Annotated in this window: 12 protein-coding genes; 6 read left to right on the top strand and 6 right to left on the bottom strand. The window is 69.5% G+C overall.

Going from position 1 to position 14,721, the window contains the following annotated elements; translation table 11 throughout:
* Positions 1 to 334 precede the first annotated feature (334 nt).
* Both CNR27_RS04440 and CNR27_RS04435 read left to right on the top strand, forming a co-directional pair.
* Positions 335 to 1,882: an MATE family efflux transporter gene (locus tag CNR27_RS04440; protein WP_096297112.1), complete on the top strand. Its 1,548-nt coding sequence runs from the start codon at positions 335 to 337 to the stop codon at positions 1,880 to 1,882.
* 65 nt (positions 1,883 to 1,947) lie between these two features.
* Positions 1,948 to 2,367, top strand: a complete 420-nt coding sequence (locus CNR27_RS04435; RefSeq protein ID WP_096297111.1) for a flagellar biosynthesis protein FlhF — start codon at positions 1,948 to 1,950, stop codon at positions 2,365 to 2,367.
* Between the two features lie 212 nt (positions 2,368 to 2,579).
* Here the strand turns inward: CNR27_RS04435 and CNR27_RS04430 are convergent, their stop codons facing one another.
* Together CNR27_RS04430 and CNR27_RS04425 are read right to left on the bottom strand one after the other, a co-directional pair.
* Complete coding sequence (locus CNR27_RS04430) at positions 2,580 to 3,311, bottom strand: hypothetical protein (protein ID WP_096300288.1); 732 nt, start codon at positions 3,309 to 3,311, stop codon at positions 2,580 to 2,582.
* Between the two features lie 218 nt (positions 3,312 to 3,529).
* Positions 3,530 to 5,521 (bottom strand): M1 family metallopeptidase, encoded by a 1,992-nt coding sequence (locus CNR27_RS04425; protein WP_096297110.1) that lies wholly within the window; start codon positions 5,519 to 5,521, stop codon positions 3,530 to 3,532.
* A 606-nt stretch (positions 5,522 to 6,127) separates the two neighbouring features.
* Between CNR27_RS04425 and CNR27_RS04420 the strand changes: the two genes are divergently transcribed.
* Both CNR27_RS04420 and CNR27_RS04410 read left to right on the top strand, forming a co-directional pair.
* Entirely contained in the window at positions 6,128 to 7,546 is a 1,419-nt protein-coding gene (locus tag CNR27_RS04420; RefSeq protein ID WP_096297109.1) for a putative bifunctional diguanylate cyclase/phosphodiesterase, read from the top strand.
* A gap of 234 nt (positions 7,547 to 7,780) precedes the next feature.
* Positions 7,781 to 8,851 (top strand): HDOD domain-containing protein, encoded by a 1,071-nt coding sequence (locus tag CNR27_RS04410; protein ID WP_096297107.1) that lies wholly within the window; start codon positions 7,781 to 7,783, stop codon positions 8,849 to 8,851.
* Between the two features lie 34 nt (positions 8,852 to 8,885).
* On the opposite strand, the gene ubiE is transcribed toward CNR27_RS04410, so the two are convergent.
* Complete coding sequence (ubiE, locus tag CNR27_RS04405) at positions 8,886 to 9,647, bottom strand: bifunctional demethylmenaquinone methyltransferase/2-methoxy-6-polyprenyl-1,4-benzoquinol methylase UbiE (RefSeq protein ID WP_096297106.1); 762 nt, start codon at positions 9,645 to 9,647, stop codon at positions 8,886 to 8,888.
* Positions 9,648 to 9,654: 7 nt separating this feature from the next.
* A complete protein-coding gene (locus CNR27_RS04400; RefSeq protein ID WP_096297105.1) occupies positions 9,655 to 11,199 on the bottom strand; it encodes a TerC family protein in 1,545 nt (514 codons plus the stop codon).
* A 122-nt stretch (positions 11,200 to 11,321) separates the two neighbouring features.
* Between CNR27_RS04400 and CNR27_RS04395 the strand changes: the two genes are divergently transcribed.
* Both CNR27_RS04395 and CNR27_RS04390 read left to right on the top strand, forming a co-directional pair.
* Positions 11,322 to 11,777: a nucleoside deaminase gene (locus CNR27_RS04395; protein WP_096297104.1), complete on the top strand. Its 456-nt coding sequence runs from the start codon at positions 11,322 to 11,324 to the stop codon at positions 11,775 to 11,777.
* 179 nt (positions 11,778 to 11,956) lie between these two features.
* On the top strand, positions 11,957 to 13,579 hold the full coding sequence (locus CNR27_RS04390; protein WP_096297103.1) for a SulP family inorganic anion transporter: 1,623 nt from the start codon (positions 11,957 to 11,959) through the stop codon (positions 13,577 to 13,579).
* A gap of 92 nt (positions 13,580 to 13,671) precedes the next feature.
* On the opposite strand, the gene CNR27_RS04385 is transcribed toward CNR27_RS04390, so the two are convergent.
* Positions 13,672 to 14,310 carry an ATPase gene (locus CNR27_RS04385; protein ID WP_199730918.1) on the bottom strand — a complete coding sequence of 213 codons (639 nt, stop codon included), beginning with the start codon at positions 14,308 to 14,310 and terminating at the stop codon, positions 13,672 to 13,674.
* Between the two features lie 2 nt (positions 14,311 to 14,312).
* On the bottom strand, positions 14,313 to 14,669 hold the full coding sequence (locus tag CNR27_RS15185) for a type II toxin-antitoxin system prevent-host-death family antitoxin (RefSeq protein ID WP_123832988.1): 357 nt from the start codon (positions 14,667 to 14,669) through the stop codon (positions 14,313 to 14,315).
* Between the last annotated feature and the right edge of the window lie 52 nt (positions 14,670 to 14,721).

The raw sequence follows: 14,721 nt of genomic DNA, 5'->3' as shown, positions 1-14,721 counted from the left end.
TCGCCCTGTCAGCCAACAAAGACAGGCTGCCAGGCGCGCTACTGCGGACCGATATCGCCTTGTCGTATGCCGGCCCCGATCTGCCCCCCTGCGTCGCGTGATCTGACGCGCGCGACGAGCATGACCACCCTGCCGGGGTCCGCAGTGGCGATTACCCGTGGCGGCAGCGCATTGCGACGCCCAGGTGACATGTCCACGCATGCGGGCGGCGTCCGCCCGGCCCGAGGTTCCGGGCGCGTTGCATGTCCGCCGCCCCGTCGCGACTTGCCGACGGCGCACCGCGAGCGCAGCCGCCCTCACCGTGCCGCGATCCGCTTCCCGGTTGAATGCGCACATGCCGGAATCCAGATCTGCCTCCCCCGCCGCTCCACCCGCACGCCCGCGCGATCTCACCCACGGTGCGATCGCGCCCACGCTGTTCGCGTTCGCGCTGCCGATCCTCGGCGGCAACGTCATGCAGTCGCTCAACGGTTCGGTCAACGCGGTCTGGATCGGCCGCTTTCTCGGCGAGGACGCGCTGGCGGCGATCGCGAACGCCAACAACATCCTGTTCTTCCTGCTGGGCGCGGTATTCGGGGTGGGCATGGCGGCGTCGATCCTGGTGGCGCAGGCGATCGGCCGCAGCGACCTGGCCGGCGCCAAGCGGGTCATCGGCACCAGTGCGACGTTCTTCCTGAGCGCATCGGTACTGGTCGCGCTGATCGGCCTGCCGCTGTCGCGGCATGTGCTGGTGTGGATGGGCACGCCCGCAGGGGCGTTGCCGCACGCCGAAGCCTATCTGAAGCTGATCTTCCTGGCGGTGCCGTTCCTGTACGCATTCGCGTTCCTGTCGGCGATCCTGCGTGGCGCCGGCGACGCACGCACGCCGTTCCTGTTCCTGCTGCTGGTGGTGGCGCTGGACATCGTGATGGTGCCGCTGCTGATGCTGGGTATCGGCCCGTGGCCGGCGATGGGCATGGCCGGCGCGGCCATGGCCAGCCTGATCGCCAACGCGCTGGGACTCGCCGCCCTGCTCGGCTGGCTGCGTCACCGCCGGCACCGGCTGTGGATCCACCGCAACGAGCGGAATCTCTATCGGCCCGACTGGGCCATCGTGCGTGCACTGCTGGTCAAGGGCGTGCCGATGGGCCTGCAGATGGTGATGCTGTCGGCGGCGATGATCGCGATGATCTCGATGGTCAATGTGCACGGCGTCGACACGACCGCAGGCTACGGCGCGGCGCTGCAGTTGTGGACCTATGTGCAGATGCCGGCGATGGCGATCGGCGCGGCATGTTCGACAATGGCCGCCCAGAATGTCGGCGCCGGGCGGTGGGACCGGGTGTCGCGCATCGCCGGCACCGCGGTGGCGTTCAACCTGCTGTTGACCGGCGGGCTCATCACCCTGCTCCTGCTGCTCGACCGCGCAGCGCTGTCGCTGTTCCTCGGCGATGCCAGCGTGGCGCTCGACACCGCGCGCCACCTCAACCGCATCGCGATCTGGTCGTTCCTGTTCTTCGGCGTGACCTTCGTGCTGTTTGGCGTGGTGCGCTCGACCGGCGCCGTGCTGGCGCCATTGCTGATCCTGGCGGGCACCCTGTGGGGCGTGCGCGTGCCGGTCGCCACCCTGCTGCAGCCCAGCCTTGGCATCGACGCGATCTGGTGGAGCTTTCCGGTCAGTGCCTTCGTCGCGATGCTGCTGGCGATCGCCTACTACCGCTGGGGCGGCTGGCGGCATGCGCACATGCTCGATGGCGAGGAACGCGAGCCGGTGGCGATTCCCGCGGAAGTGCCCGGACAGCCGCCGGCGCCCGTCGCCGAGCTGGAACCCACGGATGCGGCCGGCGACCGGTCAGGGCCCGCACCCCGACCGCCCCTGAATCCACGGGGCGGCGCGGCTTGATCCAACGCCACCGGAGCGGCATCTGTCAGGCAGATGCGCGCCATGCGCGGACTTCCGGATTCCTCATGCGAAGCGTCACCTTGCTGATGACCCTGCTGCTAGCGGCCTCGTTTCCGGCGCTTGCCCAGCAGCTGCGCAATCCCGCTGATCCACCCGCACGTGCAAGCGGCAGCTTGCGCCCGGTGGATGCGCCGTCGCGCTTGCCGGCGCAGATCGAGACCCCGGCGACGCGGGATCCCGCTCGCGAGCGCTGCCTGCAGCAGGCGGCGCGCACCATCACGCCGACCAGCGATGCGCGCATCCGCAGCGCGCAACGCCGCGCGGCCGCGATCGAAACACAGCGCGCCGCGCGAGGCGGCGATGCGGCCGACCCCGCGGACCGCAGCGGCCTGCGCGCCAGTCGGGACGCGCAGCAACGGGCCGCCGTGCGCGAGCGCAACGCCGCCAACCAGCGCATGGCCATTGCCGAGGCCAATTGCCGCTGAGGCGTCGCACTCTTCGCGCAACGTGCCCGCGCACAACGTGCGCCCGCGCCAGCTGCGCGTGACGCGGCAGCCGTCGCCAGCCGGGGATACGCAGCGGCGCCGGTCGCGTTTCGGGACTGCGCAGCGCGCGGCTCGCGGGACCGGGATCGGTCAGAGCCGCGGATTCCTGCGGTGGCCCGGCTCGGCCGGGGAGGCGGGGCGGGCCTTCCCGCTCAATTCCACCCGGGCAGTCTGGTCCGGTCCAGACCCGCAACCTCGAAGACCGCGGTCCGGGTGCCGCCGGCCTTGACCGGGAACTCGATGGCAACGGTGCTGGCGCCGTCGAGCAGGCGCCACAGCGCGCGCTCGTCGTCGATGAACATCGCGATGGCTTCGTCGGTCCGGGGCCGGTTCGCGGCCATCCGGCGCGGCTCGCCGTCGTCGACACGCACCGAAACGCGGCAGCTGGGATAGCAGTCGAAATCGCCGGCCTGCAGCACGAGGTAGCTGCTGCGACCCCAGGATGGATGGTCGCGGAAGATCAGCCGCACCTGCTTGGCGCCGCTGCCGTCGACATCGACCTCGTCGCGGGCGTAGATCGCCGCCGAGAGCTGCAGGCCACCCTCGACATTGGCCGTGTTGTAGGACCACAGCGCCTGCGTGCGCGCCTGTTCGCGCACCGCGTCGCCCTTGGCCTTGACCTCGTCGAACTTCGCGCGCACCCGGGCCGCGGCCTCGGTGTCGGGATAGCGCGCCAGCAGCACGTCGGCCTGGGCCTTGGCCAGCGCCCAGTTCTCGATGGCGACTGCGGACTCGAAATCGCGTTCGTTCGCTGCGGCCTGCGCCTCGTTCGTCGCGGCCTGCGCCTGGGCCTGGGCAGCGGCGCGGGCCTCCGGATCCTGGCAGGCGGTCAGAGCGAGCAGTGCTGCGGTCAGGCCGGTGGCCAGCAGGTGTCGGGTTGTCATGTAGAACGTCCTCGTTGCAGCGATGCGCCGCGGCCGCGCGGCGACCATCAGGATGTTGCGTCCACTGTTCGCGCTGGCGGGTTCGCGCGCGGCGCTGTGCAGCCTAGCGCGTCACCGGGCGCGGATCGAACGACCCTCGCGCGGCAGCGCGCTTGCCGGCCTCGAAACGCACGCGGCCGCCACGAGGGCGGCCGCGCACGGATCCGATCGCCTGCGACTCAATTCGCGGGTGCAGGCTTCTCGTCCGCGGCCGCATCAGTGGCCGCAGGGGCCACCGGTGCGGGCGCCGGCTTGGCACCGGCGATCAGCGCTTCCACCGAGCCGGTGGTGATCGGGTGGTAGCCCGGGCGCGCGGTCTCGAAGATCTGCCTGGCGAGCGCCAGGCCGGGCTCGGTCTGCACCAGCGCGGTGTAGATCGGCATGATCAGCTTGCGACGGCCGACGCGCGCGGTGAACTCGGCCAGTGCCTCGTTTGCCTGCGTGTAGCCACTGCGCACCGCCAGCGGATACCAGCGCATCGCGATCTCGCCGTTGTCGGTCCCGGTGAAGCCGTAGGCTTCGTCGAGCTGGGCCAGCTGCTCGATGGTCAGGGTGGGCGGCAGGCTGTCGAGGAAGTGCAGCCATTCCTGCGTCGACCAGGCATCGGTGATCTGGCGCGGGGGCAGCTGCCCACTGCCCAGCCATGCCAGGCGCGCGGAATCGACGATGCCGAAATTGCGCGACATCACCTGCGGCGCGGAGGCCGGAATGCCCGGTGCATAGATCCACTCCTGGATCTCGGCATCGGTCACGGTGCCGGGGAACTTGTCGAACAGGTGCTCCTTGGCATAGGCGAGGAACTGCTCGGTGGTGACGCTCTGGAAGGCGAAATGATCGAAGTAGCCGCGCAGGAAGGCGTCGAAATTCTCACGGCCGAAGCGCTGCTCCAGGAACTGCAGGAACCACGCGCCCTTGTCGTAGGCGACCGCGCTGAGCGCGTCGTCGGCGTCGAGCTCCGTACCCGGCTTGACCGCCAGCGCCTGGGTGGCCTCGGGCATGCCGGCGATGTTCTCGCGCAGCGCATTGCGCGAGATCACGTACTCCATGTCGCTGACCTCCTTGCCGTACAGCGACTCGACGATGCGGTTCTCCACGTAGCTGGTGAAGCCCTCGTTGAGCCAGCCGTGCTTGGCGCTGGAGAACGTGACCAGGTTGCCCGACCAGCTGTGCGCGAGCTCGTGCGCGATCAGCGAGACCAGCGACTTGTCGCCGACGATGACGGTGGGTGTGATGAACGACAGGCGCGGGTTTTCCATGCCGCCATACGGGAACGACGGCGGCAGGATCAGCAGGTCGTAACGCCCCCAGCGGTAGGGGCCGTAAAGCTGCTCGGTGACCTCGATCATCTTTTCGGTGTCGGCGAACTCGGCGACCGCGCGGTCGACCATCGCCGGCTCGGCCCACACGCCGGCGCGATCGGAGATCGGCTTGAACACCAGGTCGCCGGCGGCGATCGCCATCAGGTACGACGGGATCTTCTGCGGCATCTTGAAGGTGTACTCACCGGTGCGCTGCGCGGCCGGATCGTTGTCGGCGCTCATCAGCACCATCACGTCCGGACGCGTCGTGACACGGGCGGTGTAGGTGTAGCGGATCGCCGGGGTGTCCTGCAGCGGCACCCACGAACGCGCGTGGATCTGCTGCGACTGGCTGAACATGAAGGGCAACTGCTTGCCTTCGGTCATCTCCGGGGTGAGCCATTGCAGGCCCGAGGCCTCGGGCGAGGTCTTGTAGGTCACGCGGACCTTGGCGTTGCGCTCCGGGGTCTCGATCGTCAGCTTGCTGCCGAGCGTGGGATCGGCCTCGGCCAGCGTGTACTGCAGCGGCTGCCAGCCGTTGGCGGTTTCGCCTTCCACCTTCTCGATGGTCAGGTCGCGGGTATCGAGCACCAGCTGCGTGGCCGAGGGGTCCTTCCACTGCAGGGTGTAGGTCGCGGTGCCGGCGATGGTGCGCGCGTCGAAATCGAGCGCGATGTCCAGGGCGAGATCGTCGGTGACGACCTTGTCGGGCTCGGCATAGGAATGCTCGTCGCGGTCCGCCGCGACGGCGGGTGCGGAACCGGGCGCGGCGTTCACGGGATTGGGGTCTCCGGATTCGCGCTGGCAGCCAACGGCCAGCATGGCGAGCAGCAGCGCCGGCAGGAACCGGCGGATATCCAGCTTGGATCGCATATTGGGGTTCGACAACGGACAGGGACGTACAGTCTAGCGCGCGGCCAGCGGGCGACTTTGGCCCGTGTATGCGGCGACCGGCATTTGGCACGCCGCCGGCCGGCTCGTATCCGCGCTTGCACGAAGCCGGCTGCAACAGTGCCTGCATCCTCTCGACCCGCATTTCCGTGAACGCCGTCAGGTTTTCGAACGTGCATCCCCGCGTGGACCCGTCAGACAGCGCCGCGCCTATGGCGAAAGCCCGCCGATCGCGGACAATGCAAACGTGAATGGACGATTTCAGAGCGCCGCGCTGCCCATGAGCCCGCCAAGGGCTCCGACGGCTGATGTGCCCGGGCAGGCCAACGCAGGCCGGTCGGGTGGGTGCCGTTGGCCACCGGTGGCCATGTGTCGCCTGCAGGCGTTGCAGGCGCGATCGGGCACTCGCCCGTCCGCGTGCCTGCCCACCCGTCGGGGGCCGCAGGCGGGCGCGCGCCTTGCCCCCCGCCGCGGCGTGTCGCGGGGGCCTGATCAGCTCGAGCTTCGGCGCCGGGCACATGAGGCGATACGCCGGGTCACCGGACGTCACGCCCCGACTCCGGTGTGCACCCTCGATGCGGAGGCCGCATGAACGTGTCTGCCGACCAGACGGCGCCCGAGGACGTCGAAGTACGGTTCGACACGCCCCGTGCGGACGAGGATCCGCTGACCGGCCTGCCCAATCGCGCCGGCCTGCTGCGCGCGCTGGATAGGCGCCGGGCGCAGCACATCCCCACCGCGGTCGCCGTGCTCGGCATCGACAACTTCCACTCGCTGGGCGTGACGCTCGGCCCCGGCATGGCCGACATCATGCTGCAGGTGATCGCCGCGCGCCTGCTCGCTCGCCTGCCCGACGATGCGTTCCTGGCCCGCCTGGACGGCGACGAATTCGCGATCGCGCTGTCGGTCCGCGGCCAGAAACCGCGCGGGACCGAGGCCCTGCTCAACGCCATCCTGCTCGACCTCGCCCAGCCCTGCGAAGTCGACATGCACCGCGTGCACCTCGATGCCTGCGTCGGCGTGCTGCTCGACGCCGCCGACGACGACAGCGGCGCGACGCCCGTCGTGCCGGGCACACCCGACGACACCGGGGCGACCGACAGCCTGGAACTGGTCGCGCGGGCGCAGCTGGCGATGCATTACGCCAAACGCAGCCGCGGCCAGGTGCTCCGGCGCTTCGAGCCGAGCATGCGGACCGCCGCCATCGATCGCCGCCGGCTCGACCTCGAGCTGCGCCGAGCGCTCAACGAGCGGGAATTCGAACTGCACTACCAGCCGCAGATCCACCTGGAGACCGGACGCCCGGCCGGCGCCGAGGCGCTGCTGCGCTGGCGCCACCCCGAGCGTGGCCTGGTGATGCCCGCGGGCTTCATCGATGCGCTGGCGATGAGTGGCATCGCCGCGCTCGTGGGCTGGTGGATCCTCGACCGCGCCTGCCGCGACGCGGTGACATGGCCGAGGATCGACGGCCGCCCGATGTCGGTAAGCGTGAACCTGTTCCCCTCGCAGTTCGGGCATGCGGACTTCCTGCACCATGTCGATGCCGCCCTGCGCGACAGCGGCCTGCCGCCGGAATGTCTGGAACTGGAGCTGACCGAAACCATCGCACTGCGCGATGACGGCGCCGCCGCCGCCACGCTGCAGGCGTTGCGGCAGCGCGGCGTCCGCGTCGCCTACGACGATTTCGGCACCGGCTATGCGTCGCTGTCGATGCTGCGCCACCTTGCCGTGGACCGGGTCAAGATCGACCGCAGCTTCGTCTGTGACGTCGTCGACGATCGCGGCGATGCGGCCATCGTGCGCTCGATCCTGATGATCGCGCGCAACTTCGATATGCAGGTCACCGCCGAAGGCGTGGAATCGGCGCCGCAGGCCGACTTCCTGCGCAAGCTGGGTTGCGACGAGGTGCAGGGCTTCTATTACGCGCCGGCGCTGCCGCTGGCGCAGTTCGGCACCTGGCTGTCGGACTACGAGCGCCACCGCGCCCGGGTCATGGCCATCGGCTGACCACCTGCGCTGCCGCGCTGGCATCGCGAGCATCCACGACCACCCGGCACGCGGTCGGCAGCGCGGCGCCGATTGCCGCCGTGAGCCCGGTCGGCGCGGCATCCACCCGGGCCGCGGCGACAGGCGCATCCGCGGGCGTCACGCCCGGCCGCGTGCGTGCGCGATTGCCGGCAGGCATTCAGCCTCGTGCCGCATTGCTATGATTCCGCTCTTCATGTCGCGCAGGGAAATGCCGTGCATCTGGTCGTAGCGTGGGATCACGGTGACGAGGTCACGCGTCTGCAGAACGAACTCGCGACGCGCGGACTCGACTGGCGGGTCAGCTGGCTTCCGCCCGGCGTCGATGCGGGCAGTTCCGCCGCCGCGCTCGAGCCCGATGCATTCGTGTGCTCCGCCGACAGCGACTGGCCCCGCTGCAACCGTCTGCTCGACGAAGTCCGTGTCCGTCGTCCGCATGCGGTGCGCATCGTGCTGATGGAGTCCGGCGACAACGCCCGCGCGGTCGAGGCACTCGAATACGCCCAGCGCGTGCTGGCCGAACCGCTCGACACCCGCACCATCGCCGCAGCGGTGCAGGGCATGCAGGATCTCCAGCGCCTGCTCGACGATCCGGAACTCAAGCGCGTGATCGCGGGCATCGGCACCCTGCCCGCCGCGCCCCGGCAGTATCTCGCGCTGACGCGCCTGCTGCGCGACCCCGAAGCCGGCCTCCACGCGATCACGGCGATCACCGCGCAGGATCCGGCGCTGGCGGCGCGCGTGCTGCGTCTGAGCAATTCGGCCTACTACGCGGCCGGGCGCGAGATCTGCGATCTGCGCACCGCGGTGGTCCGCCTGGGCAAGGAGGCCCTGCGCCGCATGGTGCTGGTGAGCGAGGTGTTCGCCTCCGGGCCCGAGATGGATGGGCTGCGCGAGCGCGCCCTGCGCACGTCGTGGCTGGCCGGACAGCTCCTCCCGGGCGTTGGCGCCGGCGTCGCTGCGACCGCGGGCCTGCTCGCAGAAGTGGGGCGCCTGCTGCCCCAGGAAGACCTGGGCGAAGTACCGCACAGCGTTGCTGGGGCGTACCTGCTCGGGCTGTGGGGCCTGCCGACGCCGATCGTCGAAGCGGTCGCCTATCACGACCAGCCCACGCAGATGTCGGGCGCGTTCTGGATCACCGGCGCGGTGCACGTCGCCGCGGCGCTGGTCCGCGGCACCGAGGTCGATCACGACTATCTGGCCCGCGTCGGCGCGCTGCCCATGCTGCCGCACTGGCGCGCGTTGGCGGCCGCGTCGCCCGGGGACGCCGGCACCGCGTCCTACTGACGCCTTGCGCGGCGCAGCGGCGCCGCGCGCTCGATCAGGCCTTGTAGCCGTCGTGGATCGCGACGATGCCGCCGTTGAGGTTGCGGTAGCGGCAGCGGGCGAAGCCGGCCGCCTCCATCATGGCCTTGAGCGCGTCCTGCGGCGGGTGCTTGCGGATCGATTCGGCCAGGTACTGGTAGCTGTCGGCATCACGCGCGAACAGCTTGCCCAGCCGCGGCAGCACCTTGAAGGAATGGAAGTCGTAGATCGGCCTGAACCAGTCGGCCTTCACTTCCGAGAACTCCAGCACGCGCGCCTGGCCGCCCACCTTGAGCACGCGCAGCATCTCGCGCAGCGCCGCGTCCTTGTCGGTCACGTTGCGCAGGCCGAAAGCGATCGTGACGAGATCGAAGCTGTTGTCGGGGAACGGCAGCGTCTCGGCATTGCACTGCACGTACCCGAAGCCGCGCACCTGGCCGCGGTCGGTCATGCGGTCGCGGCCGACGCGCAGCATCGAGGCGTTGATGTCGCCGAGCACCAGCTCGCCCGAGTCGCCGACGCGCTCGCGCAGCAGCGCGGCGATGTCGCCGGTACCGCCGGCGAGATCGAGCACGCGGTCGCCGGTGCGCACCTGCGCGGTGGCCACGAAATACCGCTTCCAGACCCGATGGATACCCAGACTCATCAGGTCGTTCATCAGGTCGTAGTTGCCGGCGACCGAGGAGAACACCTCGCCGACGAGCTTCTGCTTGTCCCCGGTGGGCACGTCGCGGAAGCCGAAATGGGTGGTACCGGGCTTGCTGGATTCGTCGCTCATGGGCCGATTATCCCTCATCCGGCAATCGCGTGATCCGCAGCTTGCCCACGCGCCGCCGTTCCAGCGATTCCACGCGCAGCAACTGGCCTTCCACGCGCAGTTCATCGCCTTCGACCGGCATGCGGTCGAGCAGGTGCAACACCAGGCCCGAGAGGGTCACGTAGGTCGCATCGCGCGGCAGGGTGATGCCCGTCGCATGCTCCAGGTCCTGCAGCGACATCGAAGCATCGACCAGCCAGACACCGTCCTCGATCCACTGCGCACCGTAGTCCGCGTCGCGGGTGTCGACCAGATCGCCGGCGATCGTCGCCAGCAGGTCATTGGCGGTGACCATGCCCTCGATGCTGCCGTATTCATCGACCACCACGGCCACCGGGATCGGATGGGCGCGGATCTGCTCGAGCACACGCAGGGTCGACGTGCCTTCGGGCACCACGAGCGGCTCGCGGACGAAATCGGTGACGTTCAGCGCGCGGCCCTGCAGCACGCTCGAGAGCAGTTCGCCGCTCTGCACGAGGCCCAGCATCTGGTCGAGCTCGCCGTCACAGACCAGCAGGCGCGTATGCGGCGATTCGATCAATCGCGCGGTCGCATGCTCGATGCCGCGCGTCGCGTCGATCCATTCCAGGTCGCTGCGCACCGTCATCACGCTCGACACCGGCCGCTCGGCCAGGGTCAGCACGCTGCGGATCATGTCGTGCTCGGCGGCCTCCAGCTGCTCGCCGCCGTCGCCGCGCGGGGCCTCGGGGGTGCCCGGCTCGAACTGGGTTTCCGGGCGCGTGCCCAGCAGACGCAGCACGGCGTCGGCGGTGCGCTGGCGGAACGGCAACTGCTGGACGTGCCGTTCGCGGTTGAAGCGCGACCACTGGTTGAAGGCCTCGACCAGGATCGAGAACACGATCGCCGCATACAGATAGCCCTTGGGGATCTTGAAGCCGAACCCCTCGGCGACCAGGCTGAAGCCGATCATCAACAGGAAACCCAGGCACAGCACGACGACGGTGGGATGCTTGTTGACGAAGGTCGTCAACGGCTTGCTGGCCAGCAGCATCACCGCCATCGCGATCGTGACCGCGGCATACATCACGCCAAGGTGCTCGACCATGCCGACCGCGGTGATCACCGAGTCGAGCGAGAACACCGCATCGAGCACGACGATCTGCGTCAGCACCACGCCGAACGAGGCGTAGACCTTCTTGGTATTGCTCTGGCTCTGATGTCCCTCCAGCCGCTCGTGCAGCTCCATCGTCGCCTTGAACAGCAGGAATACGCCGCCCAGCAACAGGATCAGGTCGCGTCCCGAGAATGCCTGGCCCCAGACCGTGAACAGCGGCGTGATCAGCCCGGCAATCCATGCGACCAGCGCGAGCAGCACCAGCCGCATCAGCAGCGCCAGCGTCAGGCCGATCACACGCGCCCTGTCGCGCTGCTCCGGGGGGAGCTTGTCGGCAAGGATCGCAATGAACACCAGATTGTCGATGCCCAGGATGATCTCGAGGACCACCAGGGTCGCCAGACCCATCCATATCGTCGGGTCGGCCAGCCATTCCATAGGTGTTCTTGCGTCGCTAAGGGAGGGCGCGGATTCTGCCACGCAGTTGTTAAAAATTCGCAGCCTCGACCCGGCCCCGGACCAGGGGCAGACTGCGCGTCCGCATCCAGGAGACCGCTCCGATGATCAGCACACCCGACTACCGCGCCCTGCTCGACACCGCCATCGCCGAGGCCCGGAAGGGCCTGGCCGAAGGCGGCATCCCGATCGGCGCCGCGCTCTACCACCAGGACGGGCGCCTGCTCGGCTGTGGCCACAACCGCCGCGTGCAGGAGAACGACCCCTCGGTGCACGGGGAAACCGACGCCTTCCGCAAGGCCGGGCGCCAACGCAGCTATCGCGACACGATCATGGTCACCACGCTCGCGCCCTGCTGGTACTGCAGCGGCCTGGTGCGCCAGTTCGGCATCGGCACGGTGGTGGTGGGCGAATCGGTGACCTTCCAGGGCGGTATCGACTGGCTGCGCGAGAGCGGCGTCGAGGTCGTCGACCTGCAGAGCCAGGAATGCGTGAACCTGCTCGGCGGCTTCATCGCCGAACATCCGGACGTCTGGAACGAGGACATCGGCGAGGACTGAGCCGCGCTGCGTCCGCTAGACTGCGCGCCCCGTGTCTCACCCAGCTGCCCTTTCGATGACGACCACGCCACCATAGCCTCGACGTCGCGCCGCCCGACCGGGCTGGCCGCCTGCTATGCGTGCATACCGTCATTCCGCCGGCCGCGGGTTCCGCGTCCGGCCCGTCAGGGCTTTTCCCCATGCAATCGAAGCTTCCGCTGCGCCAGCAATGGTTCGGCAACATCCGCGGCGACGTGCTCGCCGGACTCGTCGTCGCGCTGGCGCTGATTCCCGAGGCGATCGCGTTTTCGATCATTGCCGGCGTCGATCCCAGCGTCGGCCTCTACGCCTCGTTCTCGATCGCGGTGATCACCGCGATCGTCGGCGGCCGCCCGGCGATGATCTCCGCCGCGACCGGAGCGATGGCGCTGGTGATGGTCACCCTGGTGCGCGACCACGGCCTGCAATATCTGCTGGCGGCGACCATCCTCACCGGCCTGCTGCAGATCGCGGCCGGCGCCCTGAAACTCGCGACGCTGATGCGCTTCGTGTCGCGCTCGGTGATCACCGGTTTCGTCAATGCGCTGGCGATCCTGATCTTCATGGCCCAACTGCCCGAGCTGATCGGCGTGCCGGGGCTGGTGTATCCGATCGTGATCGCCGGACTGGTCCTGATCTATGGCCTGCCATGGCTGTCGCGCCAGCTGTTTCCCGGCATCGGGCAGATCCCGTTGGCCGTGGGGCTGGCGCTGGGCATCGCGAGCCTGGGCGACGGCCTGCTGTTGCCGGCGCTCGGCCTCGGCCTGTCGGCGGTCGCGGTGCTGCTGCGCTGGTCGCGTGGCGTAGCGGTGCCGCCGCCACTGGTGGCGATCGTGCTGCTGACCGGCGCGTCCCTGTACTTCGGCTGGGTAATCCCGACCGTCGGCGACAAGGGCGCCCTGCCCGACAGCCTGCCGGTGTTCCTGCTGCCGCAGATTCCGCTGAACTGGGAGACGCTTGCGATCATCTTCCCGGTATCGGCGACGCTGGCCGTGGTCGGCCTGCTCGAGTCGCTGATGACCGCGCGCATCGTCGATGACATGACCGATACCGCCAGCGACCGTCACCGCGAATGCGTGGGCCAGGGCACGGCCAATGTCGTCACCGGTTTCCTCGGCGGCATGGCGGGCTGCGCGATGATCGGCCAGTCGGTGATCAACGTGAAATCGGGCGGGCGTGGCCGTCTGTCGTCGCTGGTGGCCGGTACCGTGCTGCTGGCGCTGGTGGTGTTCGCCGGTGCGTGGGTGGCGCGCATCCCGATGGCGGCCCTGGTCGCGGTGATGATCATGGTCTCGATCGGCACTTTCAGCTGGCAGTCGCTGCGCGACCTGCGCCGGCATCCGGCGGGCTCGAGCGTGGTGATGCTGGCGACGGTCGCCGTCACCGTGGCCACCCACGATCTGGCCAAGGGCGTGCTGACCGGCGTGCTGCTGTCGGCGCTGTTCTTCGCGCGCCGCGTCGGGCACCTGCTCGATGTCGAAACGATGCAGGACGCCGACGGCACGCGCCGCTACGTCGTGCGTGGCCAGGTGTTCTTCGCGTCGGCCAACGCCTTCGGCGATGCCTTCGACCTGCTGGAGCCGGTGCAGCGCGTGGTGATCGATGTCAGCCATGCGCACTTCTGGGATCTCAGCGCGATCGGCGCATTGGACACCGTGGTGATGAAATTGCGTGCGCGGGGCGTCACTGTGGAGGTCCTCGGGCTCAATGCCGCCAGCGCCACCCTGGTCGAGCGGTTGGGCGTGCACGACAAGCCGGCTGCCGAACCGCCGCCGCTGCACTGAAGACCGGGCGGCGCAAGGGCGCGCCACCTTCCGGGAGCAAAGCTGGCGATGGGCGGACGTCGATACCGCTGCCAGCTGCGAGAAACGGCGCGTCAGGGCGCGCTGTCGAGCGCGGCTTCGAGCAGCGGTTTCGCCCAGTCGGGCGTGGCCGCCAGCGCCTCGAGGTCGTCGGCATCCGGCACCACCAGCGCGCCGCCGACCATCTCCAGAAGCAGCACCGGATCCGGCACCGACTCTCCACGCGCGACGTCGACGCTGTTGTCGTAGACCTGCAGCTGCGCGAGCACCGGCATCAGTGCAATGAGGTTCTCGCGGGCGCGGGTCCAGCGCGCGCGGATGCTGGCCTCGGGAATGTCGTGCCCACCGGCGGCGACGCGGGCCTGCACACGGGCGATGTGCTGCTCTGGCGAGGCCAGGCCGCAGAACCACATCAGCACGTCGTGGGTGCGCGCGGCCTGCGCGATGCGCGCCGGCACGGTGTTGCCGCCGAGCGTGGTCTCGAACGCGTGACTGCGGCCCGCCGCCAGTGCGATATCGAGCCGGCGCATGCCTTCCTGCCAGGCTTCGGCATTCGCTTCGGCCATCGTGCAGCCGGTGACTGCGGCGAGTTCGCGCGCGAAGGTGTCGGGGTTGAACCAGGCCATGCCGGCGCGCTGCAGCAGGTAGCCGCCAACCGAACTCTTGCCGGCGCCATTGACGCCGGCCAGCACGTAGAGGACCGGGCGCGTCACGCTCAGCAGGTCGCGCCGGCCTTGACCTTGCCGTCCAGCCGCGCCGGCCCGGCCATCACCGCGCGCAGGCGCGCGCCGGCGTCGTCGGCCTCCAGGGCGGCCAGGCGCTCGTCGAAGCGTGCGCGCAGGGTGTCCAGCGCCGAGCGCTGCGAGGCACCGGCCGCGTCGAGCGCGCGCAGGATCGCGTCGTACTCGTCGGCCGAGAGGATCACCGCCTCGGGGGTGTTGTGGTTCGTCACCACGACCTTGCCGCCACGCGCGATGGTCTTCATCACGCCGCGCCAGCCGAGCTTCTTGACGTCGGAGGCCGGCGTACGCGGCAGCGCATCGAGGGCATCGAGCTTCAGGGACATCGTCATCGCGACCACTCCGCGCCAGGGTGAGGGCCAATATACCCCAATTGGCCCTTTG

This window comes from Luteimonas chenhongjianii (assembly GCF_002327105.1).
In the GTDB taxonomy this organism is placed as follows: domain Bacteria; phylum Pseudomonadota; class Gammaproteobacteria; order Xanthomonadales; family Xanthomonadaceae; genus Luteimonas; species Luteimonas chenhongjianii.
The sequence above is the reverse complement of the archived record's forward strand: the minus strand, read 5'-3'. Positions and strand labels throughout refer to the sequence as shown.

Bases quoted from the DNA above. Each gene is read 5' to 3' on its own strand.
- CNR27_RS04440 (WP_096297112.1), top strand. From the start codon at position 335: ATGCCGGAATCCAGATCTGCCTCCCCCGCCGCTCCACCCGCACGCCCG.
- CNR27_RS04435 (WP_096297111.1), top strand. From the start codon at position 1,948: ATGCGAAGCGTCACCTTGCTGATGACCCTGCTGCTAGCGGCCTCGTTT.
- CNR27_RS04430 (WP_096300288.1), bottom strand. From the start codon at position 3,311: ATGACAACCCGACACCTGCTGGCCACCGGCCTGACCGCAGCACTGCTC.
- CNR27_RS04425 (WP_096297110.1), bottom strand. From the start codon at position 5,521: ATGCGATCCAAGCTGGATATCCGCCGGTTCCTGCCGGCGCTGCTGCTC.
- CNR27_RS04420 (WP_096297109.1), top strand. From the start codon at position 6,128: ATGAACGTGTCTGCCGACCAGACGGCGCCCGAGGACGTCGAAGTACGG.
- ubiE (WP_096297106.1), bottom strand. From the start codon at position 9,647: ATGAGCGACGAATCCAGCAAGCCCGGTACCACCCATTTCGGCTTCCGC.
- CNR27_RS04400 (WP_096297105.1), bottom strand. From the start codon at position 11,199: ATGGAATGGCTGGCCGACCCGACGATATGGATGGGTCTGGCGACCCTG.
- CNR27_RS04395 (WP_096297104.1), top strand. From the start codon at position 11,322: ATGATCAGCACACCCGACTACCGCGCCCTGCTCGACACCGCCATCGCC.
- CNR27_RS04390 (WP_096297103.1), top strand. From the start codon at position 11,957: ATGCAATCGAAGCTTCCGCTGCGCCAGCAATGGTTCGGCAACATCCGC.
- CNR27_RS15185 (WP_123832988.1), bottom strand. From the start codon at position 14,669: ATGACGATGTCCCTGAAGCTCGATGCCCTCGATGCGCTGCCGCGTACG.